This window comes from Streptomyces sp. NPDC059256, from assembly GCF_042753785.1.
Taxonomy (GTDB): domain Bacteria; phylum Actinomycetota; class Actinomycetes; order Streptomycetales; family Streptomycetaceae; genus Streptomyces.
Window position 1 is genome coordinate 17,532 of the sequence record NZ_JBHYZO010000034.1, and the last position, 18,465, is coordinate 35,996.

The following is an 18,465-nucleotide window of genomic DNA, read 5'->3' on the forward strand; positions in this document are numbered from 1 at the left end:
ACCGTCAAGACCAGGGAGAACCCCGTATGAGCACCACCGCATCCACCGACTGGACGGCACTTCCCGTCCCCACCGACGCATCCGGTTGGATCGCGCGGGCAGCCGAGGTGAGCGCGGTCCTCGCCGTCGACGCTGCCGCCCGGGACAAGGCCGGGGACACTCCGTACGCCGAAGTCCAACTGCTCAAAAACTCCGGACTCGTGACGCTCCTGGGCCCCGTGACCCACGGTGGCGGCGGGCAGAACTGGACCACCGCGTACCGGGTGGTGCGCGAAGTGTCCAAGGCCGACGGCTCGATCGGTCAACTGCTCGGCTACCACTACCTGTGGAACTGGGCCGCCCGGCTCGTCGGCACCTCCGAGCAGTGGCAGCAGGTGGAAGCCCAAGCGGCAGAACACCGCTGGTTCTTCGGTGGCGCGGTCAACCCGCGCGACAACGACGTGGTGGTACGGGAGGAGGGCGGCGACACCCTCGTCTTCACCGGTCGCAAGTCCTTCTCGACCGGGAGCAAGATCTCCGACGTCACCGTGCTCGAAGGGGTGTTGGAGGGCACCGACCAGCACATCTTTGCCATCGTCCCCTCCGACAGCGAAGGTCTCACCTTCCACGACGACTGGGACAACATCGGCCAGCGACTCACCGAGAGCGGAAGCGTCACCATCGACGGCGTACGAGTGCCCTGGACGGCGGCAGCCGGGTACACGGACAAGAAGTTCACACCGCGGGTCTACAACACGCTCAACGTTCCCACCATCCAACTCGTCTTCATCAACTTCTACCTCGGCATCGCCGCAGGAGCCCTGGAGACCGCCGCCACCTACACCCGCACCAAGACCCGCCCCTGGCTCCACGGCGGCCAGGAGCAAGCCGTGGACGAGCCGTACGTCATCGACGTCTACGGCGACCTGACCGCCAAGCTCTGGCAGGCCGAGGCATTCGCGGATCGGGTGGCCGAGGAGGGGGAGCGGCTCCACGCCGACCCCGATGCCATCACCCCGCGCGACCGCGGCGCGTTCGAGGTCCGGGTGGCCGCCGCGAAGGCCGTCTCCACGGAAGTGGCGCTGGAGATCACCAGCCGGATCTTCGAAGTCACCGGAGCCCGCTCCACAGCCAGCGGAGAGGGTCTCGACCGCTTCTGGCGCAACGTCCGCACCCATACCCTGCACGACCCCGTCGCCTACAAGCGGCGCGAGGTCGGTCGACATGTGCTGACCGGTGAACTGCCCGAACCCACCTGGTACTCCTGACGCCGCCACGCCCGTCATAGTCCCCGCGTCGTCCCGTTCCGTTCCGCCGGTGCCATCGCACCGGCGGAACGGAACCGCCACCCGAGGTGAATCCCACATGGCCACGATCCTCTCCGTCTCCGGTAGTCCCTCCCACACCTCCCGCACCGCCCGACTGCTGCGCCACCTCGACGGACGGCTCGCAGCCCAGGGCCATCGGGTGAACCCCCTCGACGTGCGGAGCCTGCCCGCCGACGCACTCCTCACGGCCGACTTCGCCCACCCCGAGATCGTCGAAGTCCAGCGGCTCTTCCAGGAGGCCGATGCCGTCGTCGTGGGAACGCCCGTGTACAAGGCCGCCTACTCGGGCCTGCTGAAGGCCCTGTTGGACCTGCTGCCCCAGTACGCACTCGAAGGGAAGACCGTGCTGCCGCTCGCCACGGGCGGCTCGATCGCCCATGTACTGGCCATCGACTACGCCCTGCGGCCGGTGCTCTCGGCGATGGGGGCCGCACACGTCGTCCAGGGCTGGTTCGTCCTCGACCGGCACATCACCCTGGTGGAATCGGGAGGGATCACCGTGGACCCCGTGGCGGGCGACGCCCTGGAACGCGTGGTCGACCGGTTCTCGCAACTGCTCAGCGCCGGACCCGTTCCCCTGGCGGCCTGAGATGGCGATACGAGTGATCGGCGACGACCAGGAGGCACTGGCGGTCGCGGCCGGGTTGGCCGTCGAGTTCCGAGCCGGAGCCGCAGCGCGCGACGCCGACCGCATCCTGCCCCGAGCGGAGGTCGACCGGCTGTCAGCGTCCGGACTGCTGGGAATCACCGTGCCCGCAGCCCACGGCGGAGCCGATGTCAGCGCCCGCACCCTCGCGGAGGTCTTCCGACGTCTCGCGTCGGCGGACCCCAGCCTGGCGCAGATCCCCCAGAGCCACTTCGTGTACATCAACGTGCTGCGACGCCAGGGCACTGCGACGCAGCAGAAGTTCTTCTTCGGTGAAGTGCTCGCCGGACGACGGTTCGGCAACGCCCAATCGGAACGGAACACCCGGCACGTCCAGGACATCCGTACCCGACTCTCCCCCCGCGCCGACGGCACCCGGCTGTTGAACGGCGAGAAGCACTACTGCACGGGTGCGTTGTTCGCCGACTGGATCCCGGTGCTGGCGCGGGCGGAGAACGACGCCCTGCACGTGGCGTACGTGGCCAGCGGCGCACCCGGAGTCACCGTCGTGGACGACTGGGACGGCATGGGCCAGCGCACCACCGCCAGTGGCACCGTGCGGTTGGTGGACGTGGTCGTCGACGCCGAACGGATCGTCCCCCATCACCTCACCTTCGAAGGCCCCCAACTGCACGGGGCCGTTGCGCAACTGCTGCACGCCGCCATAGACGCCGGCATCACGACCGGAGCGCTCGCCGAAGCCGCGGCCTTCGTCCACGCCAAGAGCCGCCCCTGGTTCGAGAGCGTCGCGGAGGGCTACGAGAAGGCCGTCGACGACCCACTCCTGATCCAGCGCTTCGGTGAACTCGACATCCAACGGCGCGCATCAGATGCACTCCTCGCCGTGGCGTCCGACAGCGTGGACGCGGCCACCCGCGAACTGACGGATGAAACGGCCGCCCGCGCATCGATCGCGGTGGCGGCGGCGAAGGTGCACGCGGCACGAACGGCGGTCGAGGCGAGCAGTGCACTCTTCGAGGTCGCGGGGACCCGCGCGGCCCTGGCGCCCCTGAATCTCCATCGGTACTGGCGGGACGCGCGCACGCACACCTTGCACGACCCGGCGCGCTGGAAGGTCCAGCACATCGGCCGCCATGCGTTGAGTGGTGTCCGGCCTCCCCGGCACGGTCTGCTCTGACCCCATCACGTTCTGGAGAGTCCCGTGAACCTCACCTTCCACTGGTTCCTGCCCACCTACGGCGACAGCCGCCATGTCATCGGCGGTGGCCACGGGGTGCCCGCGGGCACGGCAGGAGCCGCGGGTGGACAGCGCCCCGCCGACCTCGGCTACCTCACCCAGATCAGCCGCGCGGCCGAGCAACTCGGCTTCGAAGGTGCACTCACACCCACCGGCGCATGGTGCGAGGACGCCTGGCTGACCACCGCCATGCTGGCGCGGGAGACCGAGCGGTTGAAGTTCCTCGTGGCCTTCCGACCGGGCTTCGTCTCACCCACGCTCGCGGCGCAGATGGCCACCACCTTCCAACGCCACGCCCCGGGGCGGCTGCTGCTCAATGTGGTGACGGGAGGCGAAAGCCATGAACAGCGTGCGTACGGAGACTTCCTGGACAAGTCCGAGCGCTATGCGCGGACGGGTGAGTTCCTCCACATCGTGCGGGCCCTGTGGCGGGGGGAGACGGTGACCCTGGACGGCAGTCACCTCCGGGTCGAGGGCGCCCGGCTGGGCCGCCTCCCCGATCCCGTGCCCCGGGTGTACTTCGGTGGTTCGTCCGACGAGGCGGGCGCAGTGGCCGCCCGGCACAGCGATGTCTATCTGACATGGGGTGAACCACCGGCCCAGGTGGCGGAGAAGATTGCGTGGATACGCGGTCTCGCCGCCGGGCAGGGCCGTACCGTCCGCTTCGGCATCCGCCTCCATGTGATCACCAGGGACACGTCCGACCAGGCGTGGGCCGAGACACGAAGGCTCCTGGACGGGTTCTCGCCCGATGCCGTTCGCACGGTGCAGGAGGGCTTGGCCCGCAGCGAGTCCGAAGGCCAGCGCCGCATGCTGGCCCTCCACGGTGGCTCCACGGACGGGCTGGAGATCTCCCCCAACCTCTGGGCCGGGATCGGATTGGTCCGCGGCGGCGCAGGCACCGCACTCGTGGGGAACCACCGCGAGGTCGCCGAACGCATCGTGGAGTACCACCGGCTGGGGATCGACGAGTTCATCATGTCCGGTCACCCCCATGTGGAGGAGGCGTACTGGTTCGGCGAAGGCGTGTTGCCCAGGCTCGCCGAGGCAGGGCTGTGGACACATCCGACCGAAGGGGCGGCGAAGAACGGACGCACCGTCTCCGTGCCCTTCGCCGGACAGCTCGGACGGTGAAGCCCTCCGCTGGACGACGTTTGGACCTACAGCATGTGCCCGATGGGTTCCTCGCACCAGAGTTCCGGCGCATCCGTCTTTCCGGAGGGAGCAGAATTCTCCCCATCGGGCACATCACACACTGAAGGGACCCAACTACACAGCGGTGTGCATCGGTGTCTGAGCACACCTTCGCCCAACTCATCGCACGCCGTGTATCTCCTGCTCACATGGCCTGTGCGGCGTCGCCGCCGTGCCCTTGCCGCTGCGCGAGCAACGTGCGACGCACCCGTGCGCACCTCCGGGCGCACCAGCCGTGGTGACAATGAATCCGCGAATTCCACCACCACGGTCCGCGTTGGGCGCTACGGTGACGCACCCGCCCCCACTTGCCAGAGGTCCCCATGCGAAGACCACTTCTGACCACCCTCGGCATCATCCTCATCGCACTGTCCGTCTGGGCCATCGCCTCCGCCACCAGGTTCCAGGACGGCCCGGCACTCATCGTGGACGTCCTGATCGCCTCAGCCCTCGCCGCCGCAGCCTGGCTGAGCCTCAGTTCCGCCACCCGCTAGCGCCACTCCGTCACATCCCCGGCGACTCGACACCAAGACGGCCACCAACAACGATGTGGCCGCTTCCCCCCCCACGAGCGAACTGGCGCCTGCGTCCGATGATTTCCGCCGTTCGGCCGGCACCTCGGGTCACCGTGTGGGTGAGGTCCCGGTCGGACGGTTCGCCGACGAAGTCCACTCCGGGTTGGGAGTGGTGAAGTACCGTTCGTGCCGGGTGCGGCAGACCAGTCGCCCCCGGTGGAAGACGGCCCGCTCAGCGCGGGCGTCCGCCAGGGCTCCTTCCACCGTGCTCGTCCGCACGGCCAACAGCTCAGCCGGAGAACCGGGTTCAACAGCACCACCCTCCAAACCCATGGCCCTGCGCGCCGCGCCACTCACCGCCTCATAGGCGGCACGGGGCGACAGATGCCCCGCGAGCACCAGCAACGAGGCGGCCTCCATCGGGTCGAATCGGCCCAGGGGGTTGAACGGGTCCCGCGCGTTGTCCCCGCCCGCCGCCACGGTGACCCCGGCGGCGCGTAGTTGGGCGATCGCGGTGAGCCCCCTCGGCATGGGCGGTGGGTGTGTCCGGGCCTGGAGATAGAGGTTCGTCGCAGGGCAGGTCACGACCGCGATACCGGCCCGGGCCACCTGGACGGCCGTACGCTCCACGACATCGGGCCGCTGGATGCCCAGGCTCACACAGTGGCTTGCGGTCACCCGGTAGGGGAATCCGCTCCGCAACACCCACTCGGCGAGTGCGCCGAGGGTGTGGGAATCAGGGTCGAGCGTCTCGTCGATATGGAGATCGACCGGCTTGCGGCAGTCGAACGCCGTCCCCATCAGGATGTCCAGACACGCGGACGGATCCTCATCGCGGTAGGGAGCGCCCCCCACCGCGTCGGCGCCCTGCGCGAGGGCGTCGACCAGGAGTGCGCGGTTGTCGGCGCCGGCAACTCCGCGGAGGGGAAAGTCCACGAAGGCGACGATCTGGAGGTCCAACTGCCCCAGCAGTAGTCGACGCACCTCGCAGAGAGCCTCGACGAAGATGAGCCCGGTCTCCGTTCCCACGTCCACGTGGGAACGGATCGCCGTGGCACCGCTGGCCAACAACTCCTTCGCCGCGCGCAGGGCACGATCGCGTACGTCCGACGGCGAGATCGACTGCCGGGCCGTGTACCACGCCGCCACCGCCGTATCGAGGCCCCCCGGCCCCCCGCCGATGTCCACTCCCCCCAGGAGGACCTTGTCGAAGTGACCGTGCGGTTCGGCGGGGGCAGGCAGCAGGAGGTGCCCGGAGAGGTCGATCACTTCACCGATGGGATCCTGTGCCCCGGTCGCCGTGACCGCCTGGATGCGTCCGGCCCCGAGGTGCACATCGGCCGTTGAACCGTCGAGGAGTTGGACGTTCGCCAACAACAGTGGTCGGGCGGCTTCATGCATCGCTGTTCGGCCCGTCGGCCCCGGACCTTCCGGCACCGCCGCTGAACAGGTCACCCGCGTCAAGTCTGCCCATGTCGGGTGTCACCACCGGGCCGTACAGTTCCTCGTAGAGGCTGAAACCCAGGAGGTCGATGCCCGCGAGATGGAGTCGCTCCGTTGCCGCGGAGGCGCTGTTGATCACCGCGGCCAGTTCAGGACCGGTGTGGCACCGGGCGGACACCAACGCGCCCACCGCGAGCAGTGTGCCACCGGTGGCGGCAACGCAGTCGATGTAGATCGTTGCCTGATAGGAGTCGCGGGGGATGTCGGTGAGGTACTCGTGCGCGACGGAGTTCCCGTCGGGCGACCGCCGCATGCCGACCATGCAGAAGTCGGCGTGCGGAAAGGCGGCGGCGAATCCGGGATACATCAGCGCGCCGCCCCTGAGGACCACCACACAGAGCACATCGTCCAGCGGGCCGAGCTCGCCATGGACGATGTCCGCGGTCCGCGGACCCAACACATGGCCCAACTCGATGATTCCCTGCCGTACCTCGAAGGGGTCGGTGGCTTCTTGGAGTCGGGCGACGCGCTTCTCGGCGCCGGAGATCTCCGTGGGAAGGGTCATCGCGCCGGGCCGCCCGTCCGGACGATGTCACGACAGATTCTCGCCATGTCGATGCCCGGATCGCTCAGGAGTTCGGCCAATGGATGCTCCGGGTCGAGAGTCGCCCGGCTGCGGGTCAACAGATCCTGAGTGGCGATCAGGGTGGCTGCGAGACGTACGTCGTCGGGAGCCAGCAGATCGTCCACCAGGGCTGCGGAATCGTTCTTGTCCAGGGCTGCGGAATGGGTTTTGGGGTCCAGATCCATCACGAGATCGGAAAGCGCCCAAATTCCCTCGTCCACGAGCAGATGGGTGAGCGGATCCTCAAAGAAGTAGGCCACTGCTTCGGCGAAGTTCTGCTCGCCCAACAGGAGTTTTCGATCCGGTGCGGTTCCGCAGAAGATCCAGAACGTGCCATCGGAGTTGAGGGTGACGGCGAGCCCCGAAGTGGCCGTGTAGTCACCTCGAATCGCATCGTTGACGGCGGTGGCCAGGGAGAGGTTGCCGGGCTGCTTCTCGAACGGCCCGTAGTATTCCCGGAGCGTTTTGCTGGCTCCTCGGTGATCCTCTGCGAGTTGCAGCGCCTTTCCGCTGCGGCGAAAGACATTGAAGGTGATGGGGACCGATCCTCCGGAAGGGAGCAGGAGGGTTCGGTTCCAGTCGTCGACCTCGTGCAGCTCCGCGCCCAGCTCCTCAGCGATCATCCGATCCACGATGCCGATGTCCGGTTGGATGCTTCGCAATCCGGCAGCGAACCGAGGTTGGGTCTCCGACCAGCACCGCAGCACATTTCCATAGTGCTCGATCCGGACGGGGCGGGGTGCGTTGAGGTGATAGCGGTCGATGCTCAGTCGCAGCAGCAGTTCCGGGTTCACGGGATTGCGGGCCCTTGCCGCGTCCAGTTGACCCATGATGCGCGCCGTGCGCTTGGGGGTGGTGGCCCAGTGTCCGGCGGTGACGATCTCGATCCTGGGGACGTCAACGGTCGCCAGCAGCCTCAATATGCTGGAGAACTTGAGGAAGGGCTCCCCGCCACCGGTGATGTTCAGCTTCTGCGACGACGACTCCGAGATGAAGCGAATGGCTCCTTCCAGTTCACCCCTGGAGAGGGCCACCTTCTCGGACTTCCGCTCCAGGTCCGACGAGTACATGCAGTGCTCGCAGGCCACGGGGCACAACTCGCTCAGATGGATGAAGAAGCTCGATCCGCGTGCAGGTAGGGATTCCAGCCGATGGTGAAAGGACCGGATGATCCTCTCGCGAGCCGGCACCGGATCGGCGAATGCTTCCAGAACGTGCGGATAGTGCAACCTTGCCTCCTCATCAGGGAATGCCAGAAGTGAACTCCGGTCAGGGAATCCACTTCTTCCGTGCAAGATTCTTTCTGCAAGATCCGCTATTTGGCTCAACTGTCAGCTTCCTGCTTCGCTTATCCGCCGTCAAGGACCCGGAACGGTTGGCGTCGGGTTGGCCTGAATGAGCGTGTCGGATCAGATCGATTTCCTGTCCCCGGGTGATCTGTCGAGCTTTCGCTGAGATGCTGTGGGCCGTTCGGGCTATCTGGCGGCGAAGTCCGGGTCGGACATAGCGATGCCCGATAAGCTGAAGCCTTGTGTGTCGTGCCTCCTGGTAATTTCAGCCGGCATTTGGGAGGGAGTGCTTCCGGATGTCGGAACGCACATCGGTATCGGTGGTCCTGATCGCCGGGGTACTGGCAGCGGTCTCGCTGGGGAAGTTCTCCCCCTTCCTCGATGAAGTGCGCGACGGCTTCGGTCTCTCATTGACCGCTGCCGGATGGCTGACCTCCAGCGTCACCGTGGTGGCCGCCGCAGCCGCCACCACGGTGGGGCGGTGGTCAGGCGCGGAGCGGTCCCGGCCGGTGCTCGCCTGGGGACTGGTTGCCATCGGACTGAGCGGGCTGTTCACGTCGGTGCTCGTCGAAGTGGCCTGGCAGCTCTACGCCCTGCGGCTGGTGGAAGCCGTCGGCTATGTGGCGATCATGGTGGCGGGGCCCGGTCTGCTGGTCCAGGTGAAGGACCACGCCGTACGCAAATGGGCACTGGCGCTGTGGGGGATGTGCATTCCGGCCGGGCTCGCCACCGCCGCCGCGGTGGGGGGCCTCCTCTCGGACGCGGGCTGGCGGGTGTGGGTCGTGGCGCCGGCCCTGGCCTCGCTCCTGTTCGGCCTGCTGGTGCCTTGGACGGTGGCGCCGTGGAGTGCTGGATCGCCAGCGGACGACGATTCGGCGCAGGTGTGTCAGCCCGGGCGTTCCGATGGGGCCGTGTGGTTGCTGGCGGCCGGCTTCGCCCTCATCACCATGGTCGGCTTGGCGGTGGTGACGATGCTCCCCGTGTTCCTGTCCACCGAGAAGGGGCTTACGCAGGGCCGGGCCGGCGCTCTCACCTCGGTGGTCGCGGCCTCCAGCATCCTGGGCAGCGTGGCCGCGGGATATCTGCTGCAACGAGGACTCCGCTCGATGTCCCTGTTCACCTCGGCGCTGTCGATGCCGCTTCTGGGCGCCGGGGTCTTCCTCGCGCCGGCCTGGTCCGCATCCTTCGTCGCAGCGGCACTCCTCATGGTCGTCAACGGGATCGTCGTCGCCGCGGTGTTCTCGGCACTCCCCACGGTGTCAGGGGTCGCAGGGGCCGCCCGGGCAGCGGGTACCGTCACCCAAGTAGGCAGCCTGGGCACGTTCTTGGGGCCGCCCGTGTTCGGCGCAGCACAGGAACTCATCGGCTGGTGGGCAGCCGTACCGCTGGTGATGGCCGTCGCACTGGCAGGAGTGGCGGCCCTGTCGACGGCCGTCAGACGAAGCGCACTGGCCGTATCGGAAGCCTGAAGGTGCAGCCTGCTGGCAGCCCGATGCAGGCTGGTGCTGTGCCCGGCGCATGACAGACCCCTCGTACCAGGGGCGGTGTACGACTGCTCGTACCGCCCGTGTGGTGGGTGACCGTCGGACTCCCTTGCACCGGGGGAGGGCGGGAGCCCATCCGTCTCACTCGGGGAGATGACGGGTGTCACCGAGGCTGACGACCTGACGGTTGTGGAAGAAGTCGTCCTCCCGCAGGGTGGTGATGCTCCCCGATGGCGCCCGGAAGTTCGCATAGCCGAGGGACTCGATCGGCATCCCGATCCACCAGGCCACGATGAACGTCAGAGCGAACCCATGGGTCACCACGATCTGATGTTCGTAGGGGTGCTTGAGGATGTCGTCCATGACGGCGTAGACGCGCTCCGCGAAGGCCCCCTTGGTCTCCGCTCCCACCACGCCCTCATCGTGCCCCAGCCGATCGCCGACGGCCGGCGGGGTGATGAAGCGCTGGTCGAGCCATTCCTGTGGCCTTCCCTCCGCCTCTCCGTACGACTTCTCCCTCAATCGGCGATCGAGGACGGGCTTGACGTCGAACGCGTCGGCGATCTCCTGCGCCGTTTGGACCGTCCGTTGGAGGTCCGAGGAGATCAGCTCGACCTTGGACTCCTCGGGGACCGCCGACCGCAGCGCCCGGGCGACTGCGGCAGCGGCGCGCCGTCCGTCGGGAGTGAGGTCGGAGTCATGCCACCCGCCGACGATCCGTTCGACGTGGTGTGTCGCCTCCGGATGCGTGACGACGTAGAGCGTGCGCACGAGTGGGTGCCCTTCTGTTGATGAGGTTCGGACCGAGGCCGGGCCGTATCCGGCGGACACGGTTCAGGGAAGCGCCAACTCCAGCACCATCAGCCCCCATAACAGACGGGAGTGGTCCTGGCCTTCCCCATGTTCCCCGATCACCTTCCGCACGGCTGCCGCACTCAGATATCCATCGGTGCACAGACGGGGTCTGCTCAGCACATCGACGGTGAAGTCCCACAGGTGCGAGCCCTCGCGCATGAAGGCACTGATCGGAAAGGTGAACGGCTGCTTCTGGCGGCCCTGGACGCCGGGAGGAACGACCCCGATTCCGGCGTCCCAGAGGATCTGCTTCCGACGTGCGCCGTCCACCTTCATCCCATCGGGCGCTCCGCGGGCGAAGGCGGTGACGGCCGGCTGGCAGTACGGAACACGGCACTCGATCGCGTACGCCATCGAGAGGTGGTCGAGTTTGCGCAGGTTCAGGCTCGGCAGCTTGTACAGGCGGTCGAATGCCAGAAGCTGCTCCAGACGGGAGGGGGCCGGGCGGTTCAGCAGGTCGAGGGACCGTTGTCGGCTGCTCGTGCCCGAGTCGACGAGTTCGCGGTACTCAGGGGTGTAGAGCTGTCGGTACCGGGCTTCGGGGATGAGCGACAGCCGGTCGAGATAGCGGGACGGCCAGGTGTCGTCGGACACCGCGAGTGCCGTGCTGTACCGGCGGTAGCCGCCGAACTGCTCATCCGCCCCGTCTCCCACGAAGCAGACCCGAAAGCCCCGCCCGGAGATCTCCCGGAACAGCGCGAACGCACTCAGCGCATGGGGTGTCGCATTGGGTGGGCCCAAGGCCCGCACCATGGCCGGAATCAGTTCGGGCAGCTCTGCATCCCGGACCTCCACCACCTCCAACTCGATCCCGGCGTGTGTGGCTGCCTCCTTGGCATGGACCAGCTCGTCCGATGAGTGGGTTCCCTCGTGGGTCACATGGAATCCGGTGACGTCGCCGCGCAACTCACCGAGGAGCGTCGCGAGGATGCTGGAGTCGAGCCCGCCCGACACCTGGACGGCGATCGGCGCCGACTGGAGCGACATATGGGCCACCTCCCGGCTGAGCAGGGCGCGCAACCGGTTCGGCGTGTGCACTTCGCCGGTCACCGACGGATCGGCCGACTGCGCGCCTTCCACGGTGGTCCTGCCGTCGCAGACCAGCCGCTCACCGGCGCGCAGCGAGGAGGTGTGCCGGTACCAGGGTGAGCCGTCCGGTAGACACTGCCAGTTCATGTAGTCGTCGACGGCGGACGGCGCCAGTTCCCGGGGCCCGGGCAGCAGGGTGCCGAGCCCGCTGAGCTCGGAGGAGAAGGTGACGCCCCCGCCCTCGACGGAGTAGTACACGCTCTTGACCGCCAGGGGATCGCACCACAGCTTCAGCCGCCCGCCCGTCCGTAGGTCCACCACGGCGATGGCGAACATTCCTTCGAGCCGCTCGATGAATCGGTCGCCGTGGAGCTCGTAGTACGGCAGGAGGACCGAGCCGTCCGAGTCGCCTTCGACAGGGACGCCGTGCGAGGCGAGTTCCTCCCGGATGGCCCGGAAGTTGTAGATCTCCCCGTTGAACACCGCGTACACCGAACCGTCGGCGTTGACGAACGGCTGGCACCCGTGGGAAGGGTCCTGGATGGAGAGGCGATTGCATCCCAGGCCCCAGTTCGCCCCCCGGACGTAGTGCTGTTCATCGGGTCCGCCCGACAACTGAGCGTCCCGGGCGGCCTCCAGAGCGGTCACCTCGACCGCTCGCCCGAAGTAGCCGTAGATCCGACACACATTCCTCTCCCCCCGGTCCGGTGTGTTGGGTCGTTCCGGTCTCAGGCGGACGTGTTGTTCTCGCCCGCGGGCGCCCTGCGGCGCAGTGCCCACTGTTGCAACGGGAGCCGGTGCTCGACCGCGTCACGCGCCTCCATCGCGCTCAGCAGCTCGCGCAGCGGGGGAACGTCGCCCGTCGCCTCCCGGGCACGGAAGCAGTACTCGTTGGAGATCTCGGCGTTCCAGCCCATCGTCTCGTGCAGCTCGTGTTTCAGCAGGTCCAGAAAACCCTGCCGGCTGACGAATGCCTCGGCCGCGTCCCGTGCCTGCCGAATCTCGCCGAAGGCCGCATCGATGAGATCGAGCCACTCCAGAACGGCATCTGGCGCCTCCGCCGCGCTCGGCACACCGTAGGCGTTGAGGTGGCGGAACCGAGTGGTGAGTTCGGACAGGGACACGGGCAGTCGGGCGAGGAAACGAGCCAGGTACTTGGGATTGCGATTGGTGTTCCCGTGGACGTGGGTCAGCCCGCGGAAGGTGTCCACACCGAGCTTGCGAGCCGCGATCAGGGCGGACTCGTAGTCCTTCTGCGCCCACATGCCGGCCAGATCGCGGAAGTCGGGGTAACTGCCGACGGCCGTGCGGAAGGCCGTGTAGGCAAGCTCACCGGGCCGCAGCCCAGCCGTGATCCGTTCGAACTCCGGTACGTTCGTCAGAGGGACGCCGTACGTCAGACGGGACAGCAGCCGGAAGTCCACGGCGGACGCGGCGAAGCTGGACGACTTACGGGCCCGGCTCCTCATGTGCTCGTACAACTGAGCATGGGCCGTGAGCATGTGGGTGATCTCCTGGACCGTCCAGTACTCCACATCGACGCCGAGCAGGCTGTGGGGCAGGTAGTCGAAGCTCGCCTTCACCCGGTCACCGCTGGTGTAGTACCTCATATGGCCTTCCCTGGGGAAGGTGTCCCGGTGGAACCTCTCGTCCCTGGTGGGCGCGAAGACCGAGAAGTCAAAGTCCGAGGACGGGGTGCCCGAACCGTCCACGAGGGAGCCGGACAGCATCAGTACATCGCCGTCCACGAGATGGATCTTCGCCCGGACCGCTTCCTCGTCGAACTCGTCCATGCCACTGACTGCGGAGATGTGTTCACGGAAGGAGAGCATGGCTGTGGTGGATCCTCTCTGCGTCATGGCCCGTTCGACAGCCGGCCTCGGAGCAGGTCGGCGAGTCGATCGACCTCTTGGCGCACATCGCTGAACGAGTAGCGGAAGCGGAAGGTGGGCAGTGCGGTCACAGCGTTGTGGGTACGCAGAAGGGCCTCGGGCTCGGGCTGGTGGCCGAAGATGTTGAGGTGCTTGTTGGGTAGTGGCAGAACACCGCGGTCCAACAGTTCGCCGCGGTGGGGTGGGGGTACGGGGGCGAACTCCGCTTCGGTGGGATCGTCGGCCAGGCTCAGATGGACGATCGCATCCACCGTGAGGGACCGCCCGATCTTGGTTTCCAGGAGGTCTGCGTACTCCCAGGGGTAGATGAGGGCGGTTCCGTGCTGCTCGATGCCGGACGCCCGCAGGCTCGGCAGCGTTTCATTGGCCGGGTGCGACAGCGAAGCCAGAACGGCTCGCGCCCGATCCTCTCCGAACAACAGGTCCAGGGTGTCCAGTCGTACGGAAATGGAACGGGGCCAGCCCGTACCCGTCACCGTGCCCCCGGTGGAGTCCACCGTGAGGCTCACATCGTCGTTGCAGACCATGACACCGGAACCGTTGAGCACGCTGGCCATGACGAAGGAGGTCTTGCCGGCTCGACTGCCGCCGACCAGGGCCACCCCGAGGCCGTTCAGTTCGACGAGCCCGGCATGGACGAACAACACTCCCCGTCTACTGGCGGCCGAACGGTGGATCGCCCGGGTGGCCCGCAACAAGGACTGGGTGACCCAGGCTTCGCCACGGGGCGCGAGATGGACGAGGGTTCTGTCGGTGTGGTCGACCGCGTAGTCGACGGCTACCTCGCCGAGTGCCGTGACCGACTCCGTGACCGATCGGTCCGAAGGCGTTGCGTGCGCGGTCACTCGCCAGGTGTCCGGCGCGGAGGAGCCGGGTTGCAGATGGAGATAGGGCGCGGCGAGCCGCTGGACGTGGTCCGCGACGCTCTGAGTGCACAGCAGACCGGTGGAGGCAAACGGGGAGCGGACGGTGTAGTGATCGGTTGCAGTGTTGGAGTCCATCGTGGTGAATCACCCCCGTGTCTCAGGCCGGGCGGAAAGGACGCCGGCGACAGCGGACCACCCCGGGGCGCGAGCCCTTGGTGGCCGGGTTGGGCAGGTGATGTGTTCCTCCAGGATGCTAGTTCGGTGGATTGACGGATGACAAGGGCGCCCCGAACCGACGCGGGGGCGCGTGAGAGCGGCCGGCACCGCTGCCGCAGACTCCCAACGGCGCCACTGCGCCGACTCGGTGGCTCCGCGGCGGCGAAGTCATGGCGCCCGTGCCTCGGGCTCGGTCCGTCGTGCTGGTCCGCTCCGGTCCGACACGAACGGACCGCGGACGTCCCACCCCAGCTCGTCCCGCCCGCGGAAGAAGACGCCGTTGGTCTGCGCCGACGGCTCTTCCAGTAGTCGTACGAGGTCCATCGCCGCGGGCCCGGGGCCGCGCGGGGCCGAATCCGTTCCCATGTCGGTTCTGATCCACCCCGGGCAGTAGGAGAAGGCCGACAAATCACCAGGTGCAGCGGCGAAGTGGTGTGCCAGTGTGAGGACGAGTGAGTTGAGGGCGAGCTTCGATGACCGGTAGGCGAACGAGGCCCCGTCGGCATCCTGGAGCCGTCCCATCCCGGATGAGATGCAGACGATCCTGCCGAAGCCTCGCGCGATCATCGAAGGGGCGAGCGCGCGTGCCAGTTGAACGGCGCCGAACAGATTGACCTCGAAGGTGTCCCGCAGGTCGTCGGGGGAGAGGGAGAAGAAGTCCCCGTACGACCGGCGGGGGTCATCGAGGTACACCCCCGCGTTGTTGACGAGCAGGTCGACGGCCTCGCCGGCGAACGGATCGACGGCCATGGGCTGTCGTAAGTCGATCGTCCGGTAGTCATCGAGGGCATCGTTGTGGGGCAAAGCCGTCCGTCCCGCTCCCAACACCCGATAGCCCGACGCCTTGAGGGCTTGGCAGATGTGCCGTCCCAGCCCACGGGAGACTCCCGTCACCAGTGCGTTCGGCGTGTCTTTCACCATGGTTGCCTGCGCTTCCATCCCTCGTGGCGTGTGGGCGTTGCACGGGCCGGTGGCTACCGCACTCGCGCGATCGATCGGTGGCGGACGGTGTGACGACCGGGCATCGTCAACCGAAACCCATCGGTGTGAGTGAGCGGTTCGTCGGGTGACAGCACCCCCTGGCCGATAGAATCCGATGGACCGGGAACCGCCCCAGGAGTGGCCCAAACACATCTTGGCCAGGGCGGGTTGTTCGGCACTCAGGACTGGACGAAGGAGAGGGCACATGCGCGGGCATCGGTTACTCGTGACGGGGGCGAGCGCAGTGGGCACGACGACCCTGGGCCGCACCCTGGCCTCCTTGCAGTCGGTTCCACACGCGGATGTCGATGACTACCTCTGGCTTCCCACCGCCCCGCCGTACACCCACAAGCGCCCCGTGGAGGAACGGCTCGCCCTGATGCACGCGCTGTTCGTCCCGCGTGACGCCTGGATCCTCTCGGGGTCGTTGAAGGGGTGGGGTGACAGCATCATCGATCGGGTTGACGGTGTGGTGTTCCTGGCGCTCGATCCCCGTACGCGCATGGAGCGGCTGATGAGTCGCGAAGTCCTGCGCTACGGGGACACGATCGAACAGGGCGGGGCCAACGAAGCGGCCCACCGGGACTTCTTGGACTGGGCGCAGGGCTACGACGACACCTCCCTCTCGGGTCGAAGCCGGGCCAAGGACGAGCGTTGGCTCGCAGAACTGCACTGTCCGGTGCTGCGGCTCGACAGCGCGGAACCCGTTGCCCAGCTGGTGGCGCAGGTCATCGAGTGGCTCGACCACGAGGTGGCTCCGGGCGACCCGCAGTCATGACGGGCTCGCCGGCGCCCTCGATCCCATGTCTGATCGAACGCATCGCGGCAGGCGATGCGGATGCGCTCGACGGCAGGGGCGTGAACACGTCCCATCGCATCGTGGCTGGCGAACAGCGCCTCTCCGTGAAGGTCCACTGTGCGGAACGCTCGTCGGGACCTCAGCTGCAACGCATCCGGAGCGTCGACGCGGAGCTGCGGGGGACCGCGTGGTATCCCCCTGTGATCGACATCGGGTTCGACGGTGGGAAGCGCCCGCGGCTGGTCGTGGTCCGCCCCTTCGTCCCCGGCGAACCTGCGGATGACGCGCGCCGACACATCGACCCACTCTTCTCCGTCCTGGCCGATCTGGCGGGCGGCACCGACCGCACCGAGATCGACCAGGCCCTGATCGCGGACTACGCGTCGCAGTGGCTGACTCCCGGGGAGCGGGAGCTCACCGTCGAAGCCTTGGCCGGTGACCGGCGGGGGCTGGTGCGCGCCATGGACGACCACCTCGATGACCTGCGGGCCAGTGCGTTGCGCCTGACCCGTCCGGGCGAAGCGATGATCTACCACGGTGACCTCCACGGTCGGAACCTGCTGACTGATGGATCCGGCTCCCCGACCGTCATCGATTGGGACGAGACGGGCTACTCACAGCGACCTGCCGACGCCGGCAAGGCGTTGTGGCTCTCCTGCCGTCGTGGCCGGGGGGACTTCGAACTGGACCCGTCAGCAGCCCGTCGTTTCGTCGAACAACTGTGGACGCGCTTGGGGATTCCGCTTGCGCAGGCGGGCGATGTGGCGAACCTGGGGGCGATCTGGTTTCTGCCGCGCTCCGACCATGTGGCGCTGCTCGCCCAACGAGATGTCGAACTGGTCCCTTGGTACCTCGACTGGGTCTCCCGCTTCTGGTCGCGCTTCGAGGCGAACGTGGAGCTGTTGCGCCGCACAGCTGAGGAACTCGACGCACGGGGGAACGCGGTCGAGGGAGAGCGGTCATAGCCGCACCGCACGCGCGAACTCGTCGGCGAGCCGCGCCACATCCGCCGCACTGCCCAAGGAGCAGCGCAGTACCGGAAGCTTTGCGAGGTGTTCCAGGAAGTCCTCGACCGACGGCGGTGGGGCCTGGTGGCGGACGGGTACCTTCAGCCAGTCCTCGCCGTACAGATTGTCATCGAGGGAGAAGCAGTTCCGTCGGATGACTTCGCTCGTGTGGTCGAGTGTCGAAGGCTCCAGCCGGTACGCCGCTTCCCTGTCGATCCGTGGCAGGATCACCCCGGCGAGCGGTGCCTGCGGTACGACGTCGACCCCGAGGAAGCGGTGCACTTCCCGCGAACTCAGTTTCAGCTTGTCCTCGCCCTGGAACTGGTCCCAGTCCGAGCCCGCGCCGGGCAGGCCCGCTCGTACCGGCCAACCGTCGAAGTCGCTGACTCCCATCACATCGAGCGAGCCCTTGTTGATGGCCAGGGGCAGTGGACAGGCCGTCACATCGTAGGAGTGCCCGTGCCGGTCCAGATGCATGCGGTCATTGCCCATCCAACCCGCCCCGGACAGCAACCGGGCCAAGGCGATCGCGGTGGTGGACTTGCCCGCGCCGGAGTCACCGATCACCAGGTAGGCGCCATCGTCGAAGACCAGTGCCGAGGAGTGCAGCACGAGCGAGCCCTCGGCCTTGGCGATCCGGGTGGCCACATCGCGGATGATGCGGGTGAGCCATCTGTCGCCGAGACCGGACCGGGGACGCACGATGACAGCCCGGTCCTCGGTGCGTACCAGGGCCGCCACCTCGTCGGAGTTGACGTCCCGCAGGGTGAAGACCGTGTGGGTGTCCGCGTCGTACCGGGGCAGTCGATAGTCGCGGGTGAGCTCGAACTCCCCCGGTACGCAGTGGTCCGCCGCCCGTCGGAGCAGTGCATGGATGTCGATGGGTGGGAGAGGCAGATCGACCACCGTCAGGTCCGGGCGCGGTGTCGACCCGGGAGGTGTGTCGAAGACACCCAACATGCCCGGCGGCCAGAAGGTCTCGGACACCAACGCGTCCGCCTCGGGCGAGGCCGTGACGACCTTCAACAGATGCCCACGGATCTGTAGGTGGCGGACCGACGCGCCATCCGGCTCCGCGGTCACGAGTTCGCTGACGTTCATCAAAAGCTCCCGTGGTGA

General features: G+C 67.5%; 17 protein-coding genes. 8 read left to right on the forward strand and 9 right to left on the reverse strand.

All coding sequences use genetic code 11. The features are described 5' to 3' along the window. Positions 1-26 precede the first annotated feature (26 nt). The 5 genes from ACFXJL_RS33525 to ACFXJL_RS33545 all read left to right on the forward strand — a co-directional run bounded on the left by ACFXJL_RS33525 (position 27) and on the right by ACFXJL_RS33545 (position 4,839). Positions 27-1,247: an acyl-CoA dehydrogenase family protein gene (locus ACFXJL_RS33525; protein ID WP_384698986.1), complete on the forward strand. Its 1,221-nt coding sequence runs from the start codon at positions 27-29 to the stop codon at positions 1,245-1,247. A gap of 97 nt (positions 1,248-1,344) precedes the next feature. Beyond that, the gene (ssuE, locus tag ACFXJL_RS33530) at positions 1,345-1,896 is read left to right on the forward strand and encodes an NADPH-dependent FMN reductase (RefSeq protein WP_384698989.1); all 552 of its coding nucleotides are present in this window, start codon (positions 1,345-1,347) and stop codon (positions 1,894-1,896) included. Between the two features lies 1 nt (position 1,897). Beyond that, entirely contained in the window at positions 1,898-3,091 is a 1,194-nt protein-coding gene (locus ACFXJL_RS33535) for an SfnB family sulfur acquisition oxidoreductase (protein WP_384698993.1), read from the forward strand. 24 nt (positions 3,092-3,115) lie between these two features. Beyond that, positions 3,116-4,285, forward strand: a complete 1,170-nt coding sequence (locus ACFXJL_RS33540; protein ID WP_384698996.1) for an LLM class flavin-dependent oxidoreductase — start codon at positions 3,116-3,118, stop codon at positions 4,283-4,285. 383 nt (positions 4,286-4,668) lie between these two features. Continuing rightward, positions 4,669-4,839, forward strand: a complete 171-nt coding sequence (locus tag ACFXJL_RS33545) for a hypothetical protein (protein WP_358881894.1) — start codon at positions 4,669-4,671, stop codon at positions 4,837-4,839. 129 nt (positions 4,840-4,968) lie between these two features. On the opposite strand, the gene ACFXJL_RS33550 is transcribed toward ACFXJL_RS33545, so the two are convergent. From ACFXJL_RS33550 to ACFXJL_RS33560, 3 genes are read right to left on the reverse strand one after another with little or no spacing between them, the layout of a single operon-like run. Then, positions 4,969-6,261, reverse strand: coding sequence for an amidohydrolase family protein (locus ACFXJL_RS33550; protein ID WP_384699000.1), 1,293 nt, complete (start codon positions 6,259-6,261; stop codon positions 4,969-4,971). Further along, complete coding sequence (locus ACFXJL_RS33555) at positions 6,254-6,868, reverse strand: uracil phosphoribosyltransferase (protein ID WP_384699003.1); 615 nt, start codon at positions 6,866-6,868, stop codon at positions 6,254-6,256. Before ACFXJL_RS33555 ends, ACFXJL_RS33550 begins: the two co-directional genes overlap by 8 nt. After that, a complete protein-coding gene (locus ACFXJL_RS33560; protein ID WP_384699007.1) occupies positions 6,865-8,157 on the reverse strand; it encodes a 4Fe-4S cluster-binding domain-containing protein in 1,293 nt (430 codons plus the stop codon). Before ACFXJL_RS33560 ends, ACFXJL_RS33555 begins: the two co-directional genes overlap by 4 nt. A gap of 356 nt (positions 8,158-8,513) precedes the next feature. On the opposite strand from ACFXJL_RS33560, the gene ACFXJL_RS33565 reads away from it, so the two are divergent. Further along, entirely contained in the window at positions 8,514-9,686 is a 1,173-nt protein-coding gene (locus tag ACFXJL_RS33565; RefSeq protein ID WP_384699010.1) for an MFS transporter, read from the forward strand. A 156-nt stretch (positions 9,687-9,842) separates the two neighbouring features. Here ACFXJL_RS33565 and ACFXJL_RS33570 read toward each other — a convergent pair whose 3' ends face one another. From ACFXJL_RS33570 to ACFXJL_RS33590, 5 genes are all read right to left on the reverse strand, one after another. Further along, complete coding sequence (locus tag ACFXJL_RS33570; protein WP_384643832.1) at positions 9,843-10,472, reverse strand: histidine phosphatase family protein; 630 nt, start codon at positions 10,470-10,472, stop codon at positions 9,843-9,845. Between the two features lie 63 nt (positions 10,473-10,535). Next, the gene (gene asnB, locus ACFXJL_RS33575) at positions 10,536-12,272 is read right to left on the reverse strand and encodes an asparagine synthase (glutamine-hydrolyzing) (RefSeq protein WP_384699013.1); all 1,737 of its coding nucleotides are present in this window, start codon (positions 12,270-12,272) and stop codon (positions 10,536-10,538) included. 41 nt (positions 12,273-12,313) lie between these two features. Next, positions 12,314-13,444, reverse strand: coding sequence for a hypothetical protein (locus ACFXJL_RS33580; protein ID WP_384699017.1), 1,131 nt, complete (start codon positions 13,442-13,444; stop codon positions 12,314-12,316). Next, the gene (locus tag ACFXJL_RS33585; RefSeq protein WP_384699020.1) at positions 13,441-14,478 is read right to left on the reverse strand and encodes a hypothetical protein; all 1,038 of its coding nucleotides are present in this window, start codon (positions 14,476-14,478) and stop codon (positions 13,441-13,443) included. Before ACFXJL_RS33585 ends, ACFXJL_RS33580 begins: the two co-directional genes overlap by 4 nt. A gap of 249 nt (positions 14,479-14,727) precedes the next feature. After that, a complete protein-coding gene (locus ACFXJL_RS33590) occupies positions 14,728-15,480 on the reverse strand; it encodes an SDR family NAD(P)-dependent oxidoreductase (protein ID WP_384699023.1) in 753 nt (250 codons plus the stop codon). A 265-nt stretch (positions 15,481-15,745) separates the two neighbouring features. Between ACFXJL_RS33590 and ACFXJL_RS33595 the strand changes: the two genes are divergently transcribed. Both ACFXJL_RS33595 and ACFXJL_RS33600 read left to right on the forward strand, forming a co-directional pair. Continuing rightward, positions 15,746-16,318 (forward strand): hypothetical protein, encoded by a 573-nt coding sequence (locus ACFXJL_RS33595; RefSeq protein WP_384699026.1) that lies wholly within the window; start codon positions 15,746-15,748, stop codon positions 16,316-16,318. Then, positions 16,315-17,304 (forward strand): phosphotransferase, encoded by a 990-nt coding sequence (locus ACFXJL_RS33600; protein WP_384699029.1) that lies wholly within the window; start codon positions 16,315-16,317, stop codon positions 17,302-17,304. Before ACFXJL_RS33595 ends, ACFXJL_RS33600 begins: the two co-directional genes overlap by 4 nt. Here the strand turns inward: ACFXJL_RS33600 and ACFXJL_RS33605 are convergent. Next, complete coding sequence (locus tag ACFXJL_RS33605) at positions 17,299-18,447, reverse strand: hypothetical protein (protein WP_384699031.1); 1,149 nt, start codon at positions 18,445-18,447, stop codon at positions 17,299-17,301. The two genes, ACFXJL_RS33600 and ACFXJL_RS33605, sit on opposite strands and share 6 nt — an antisense overlap. Positions 18,448-18,465 lie beyond the last annotated feature (18 nt).

Coding starts and splice junctions, on each gene's coding strand:
- ACFXJL_RS33525 (WP_384698986.1), top strand. CDS start 27: ATGAGCACCACCGCATCCACCGACTGGACGGCACTTCCCGTCCCCACC.
- ssuE (WP_384698989.1), top strand. CDS start 1,345: ATGGCCACGATCCTCTCCGTCTCCGGTAGTCCCTCCCACACCTCCCGC.
- ACFXJL_RS33535 (WP_384698993.1), top strand. CDS start 1,898: ATGGCGATACGAGTGATCGGCGACGACCAGGAGGCACTGGCGGTCGCG.
- ACFXJL_RS33545 (WP_358881894.1), top strand. CDS start 4,669: ATGCGAAGACCACTTCTGACCACCCTCGGCATCATCCTCATCGCACTG.
- ACFXJL_RS33550 (WP_384699000.1), bottom strand. CDS start 6,261: ATGCATGAAGCCGCCCGACCACTGTTGTTGGCGAACGTCCAACTCCTC.
- ACFXJL_RS33555 (WP_384699003.1), bottom strand. CDS start 6,868: ATGACCCTTCCCACGGAGATCTCCGGCGCCGAGAAGCGCGTCGCCCGA.
- ACFXJL_RS33565 (WP_384699010.1), top strand. CDS start 8,514: ATGTCGGAACGCACATCGGTATCGGTGGTCCTGATCGCCGGGGTACTG.
- ACFXJL_RS33580 (WP_384699017.1), bottom strand. CDS start 13,444: ATGACGCAGAGAGGATCCACCACAGCCATGCTCTCCTTCCGTGAACAC.
- ACFXJL_RS33585 (WP_384699020.1), bottom strand. CDS start 14,478: ATGGACTCCAACACTGCAACCGATCACTACACCGTCCGCTCCCCGTTT.
- ACFXJL_RS33590 (WP_384699023.1), bottom strand. CDS start 15,480: ATGGTGAAAGACACGCCGAACGCACTGGTGACGGGAGTCTCCCGTGGG.
- ACFXJL_RS33595 (WP_384699026.1), top strand. CDS start 15,746: ATGCGCGGGCATCGGTTACTCGTGACGGGGGCGAGCGCAGTGGGCACG.
- ACFXJL_RS33600 (WP_384699029.1), top strand. CDS start 16,315: ATGACGGGCTCGCCGGCGCCCTCGATCCCATGTCTGATCGAACGCATC.
- ACFXJL_RS33605 (WP_384699031.1), bottom strand. CDS start 18,447: ATGAACGTCAGCGAACTCGTGACCGCGGAGCCGGATGGCGCGTCGGTC.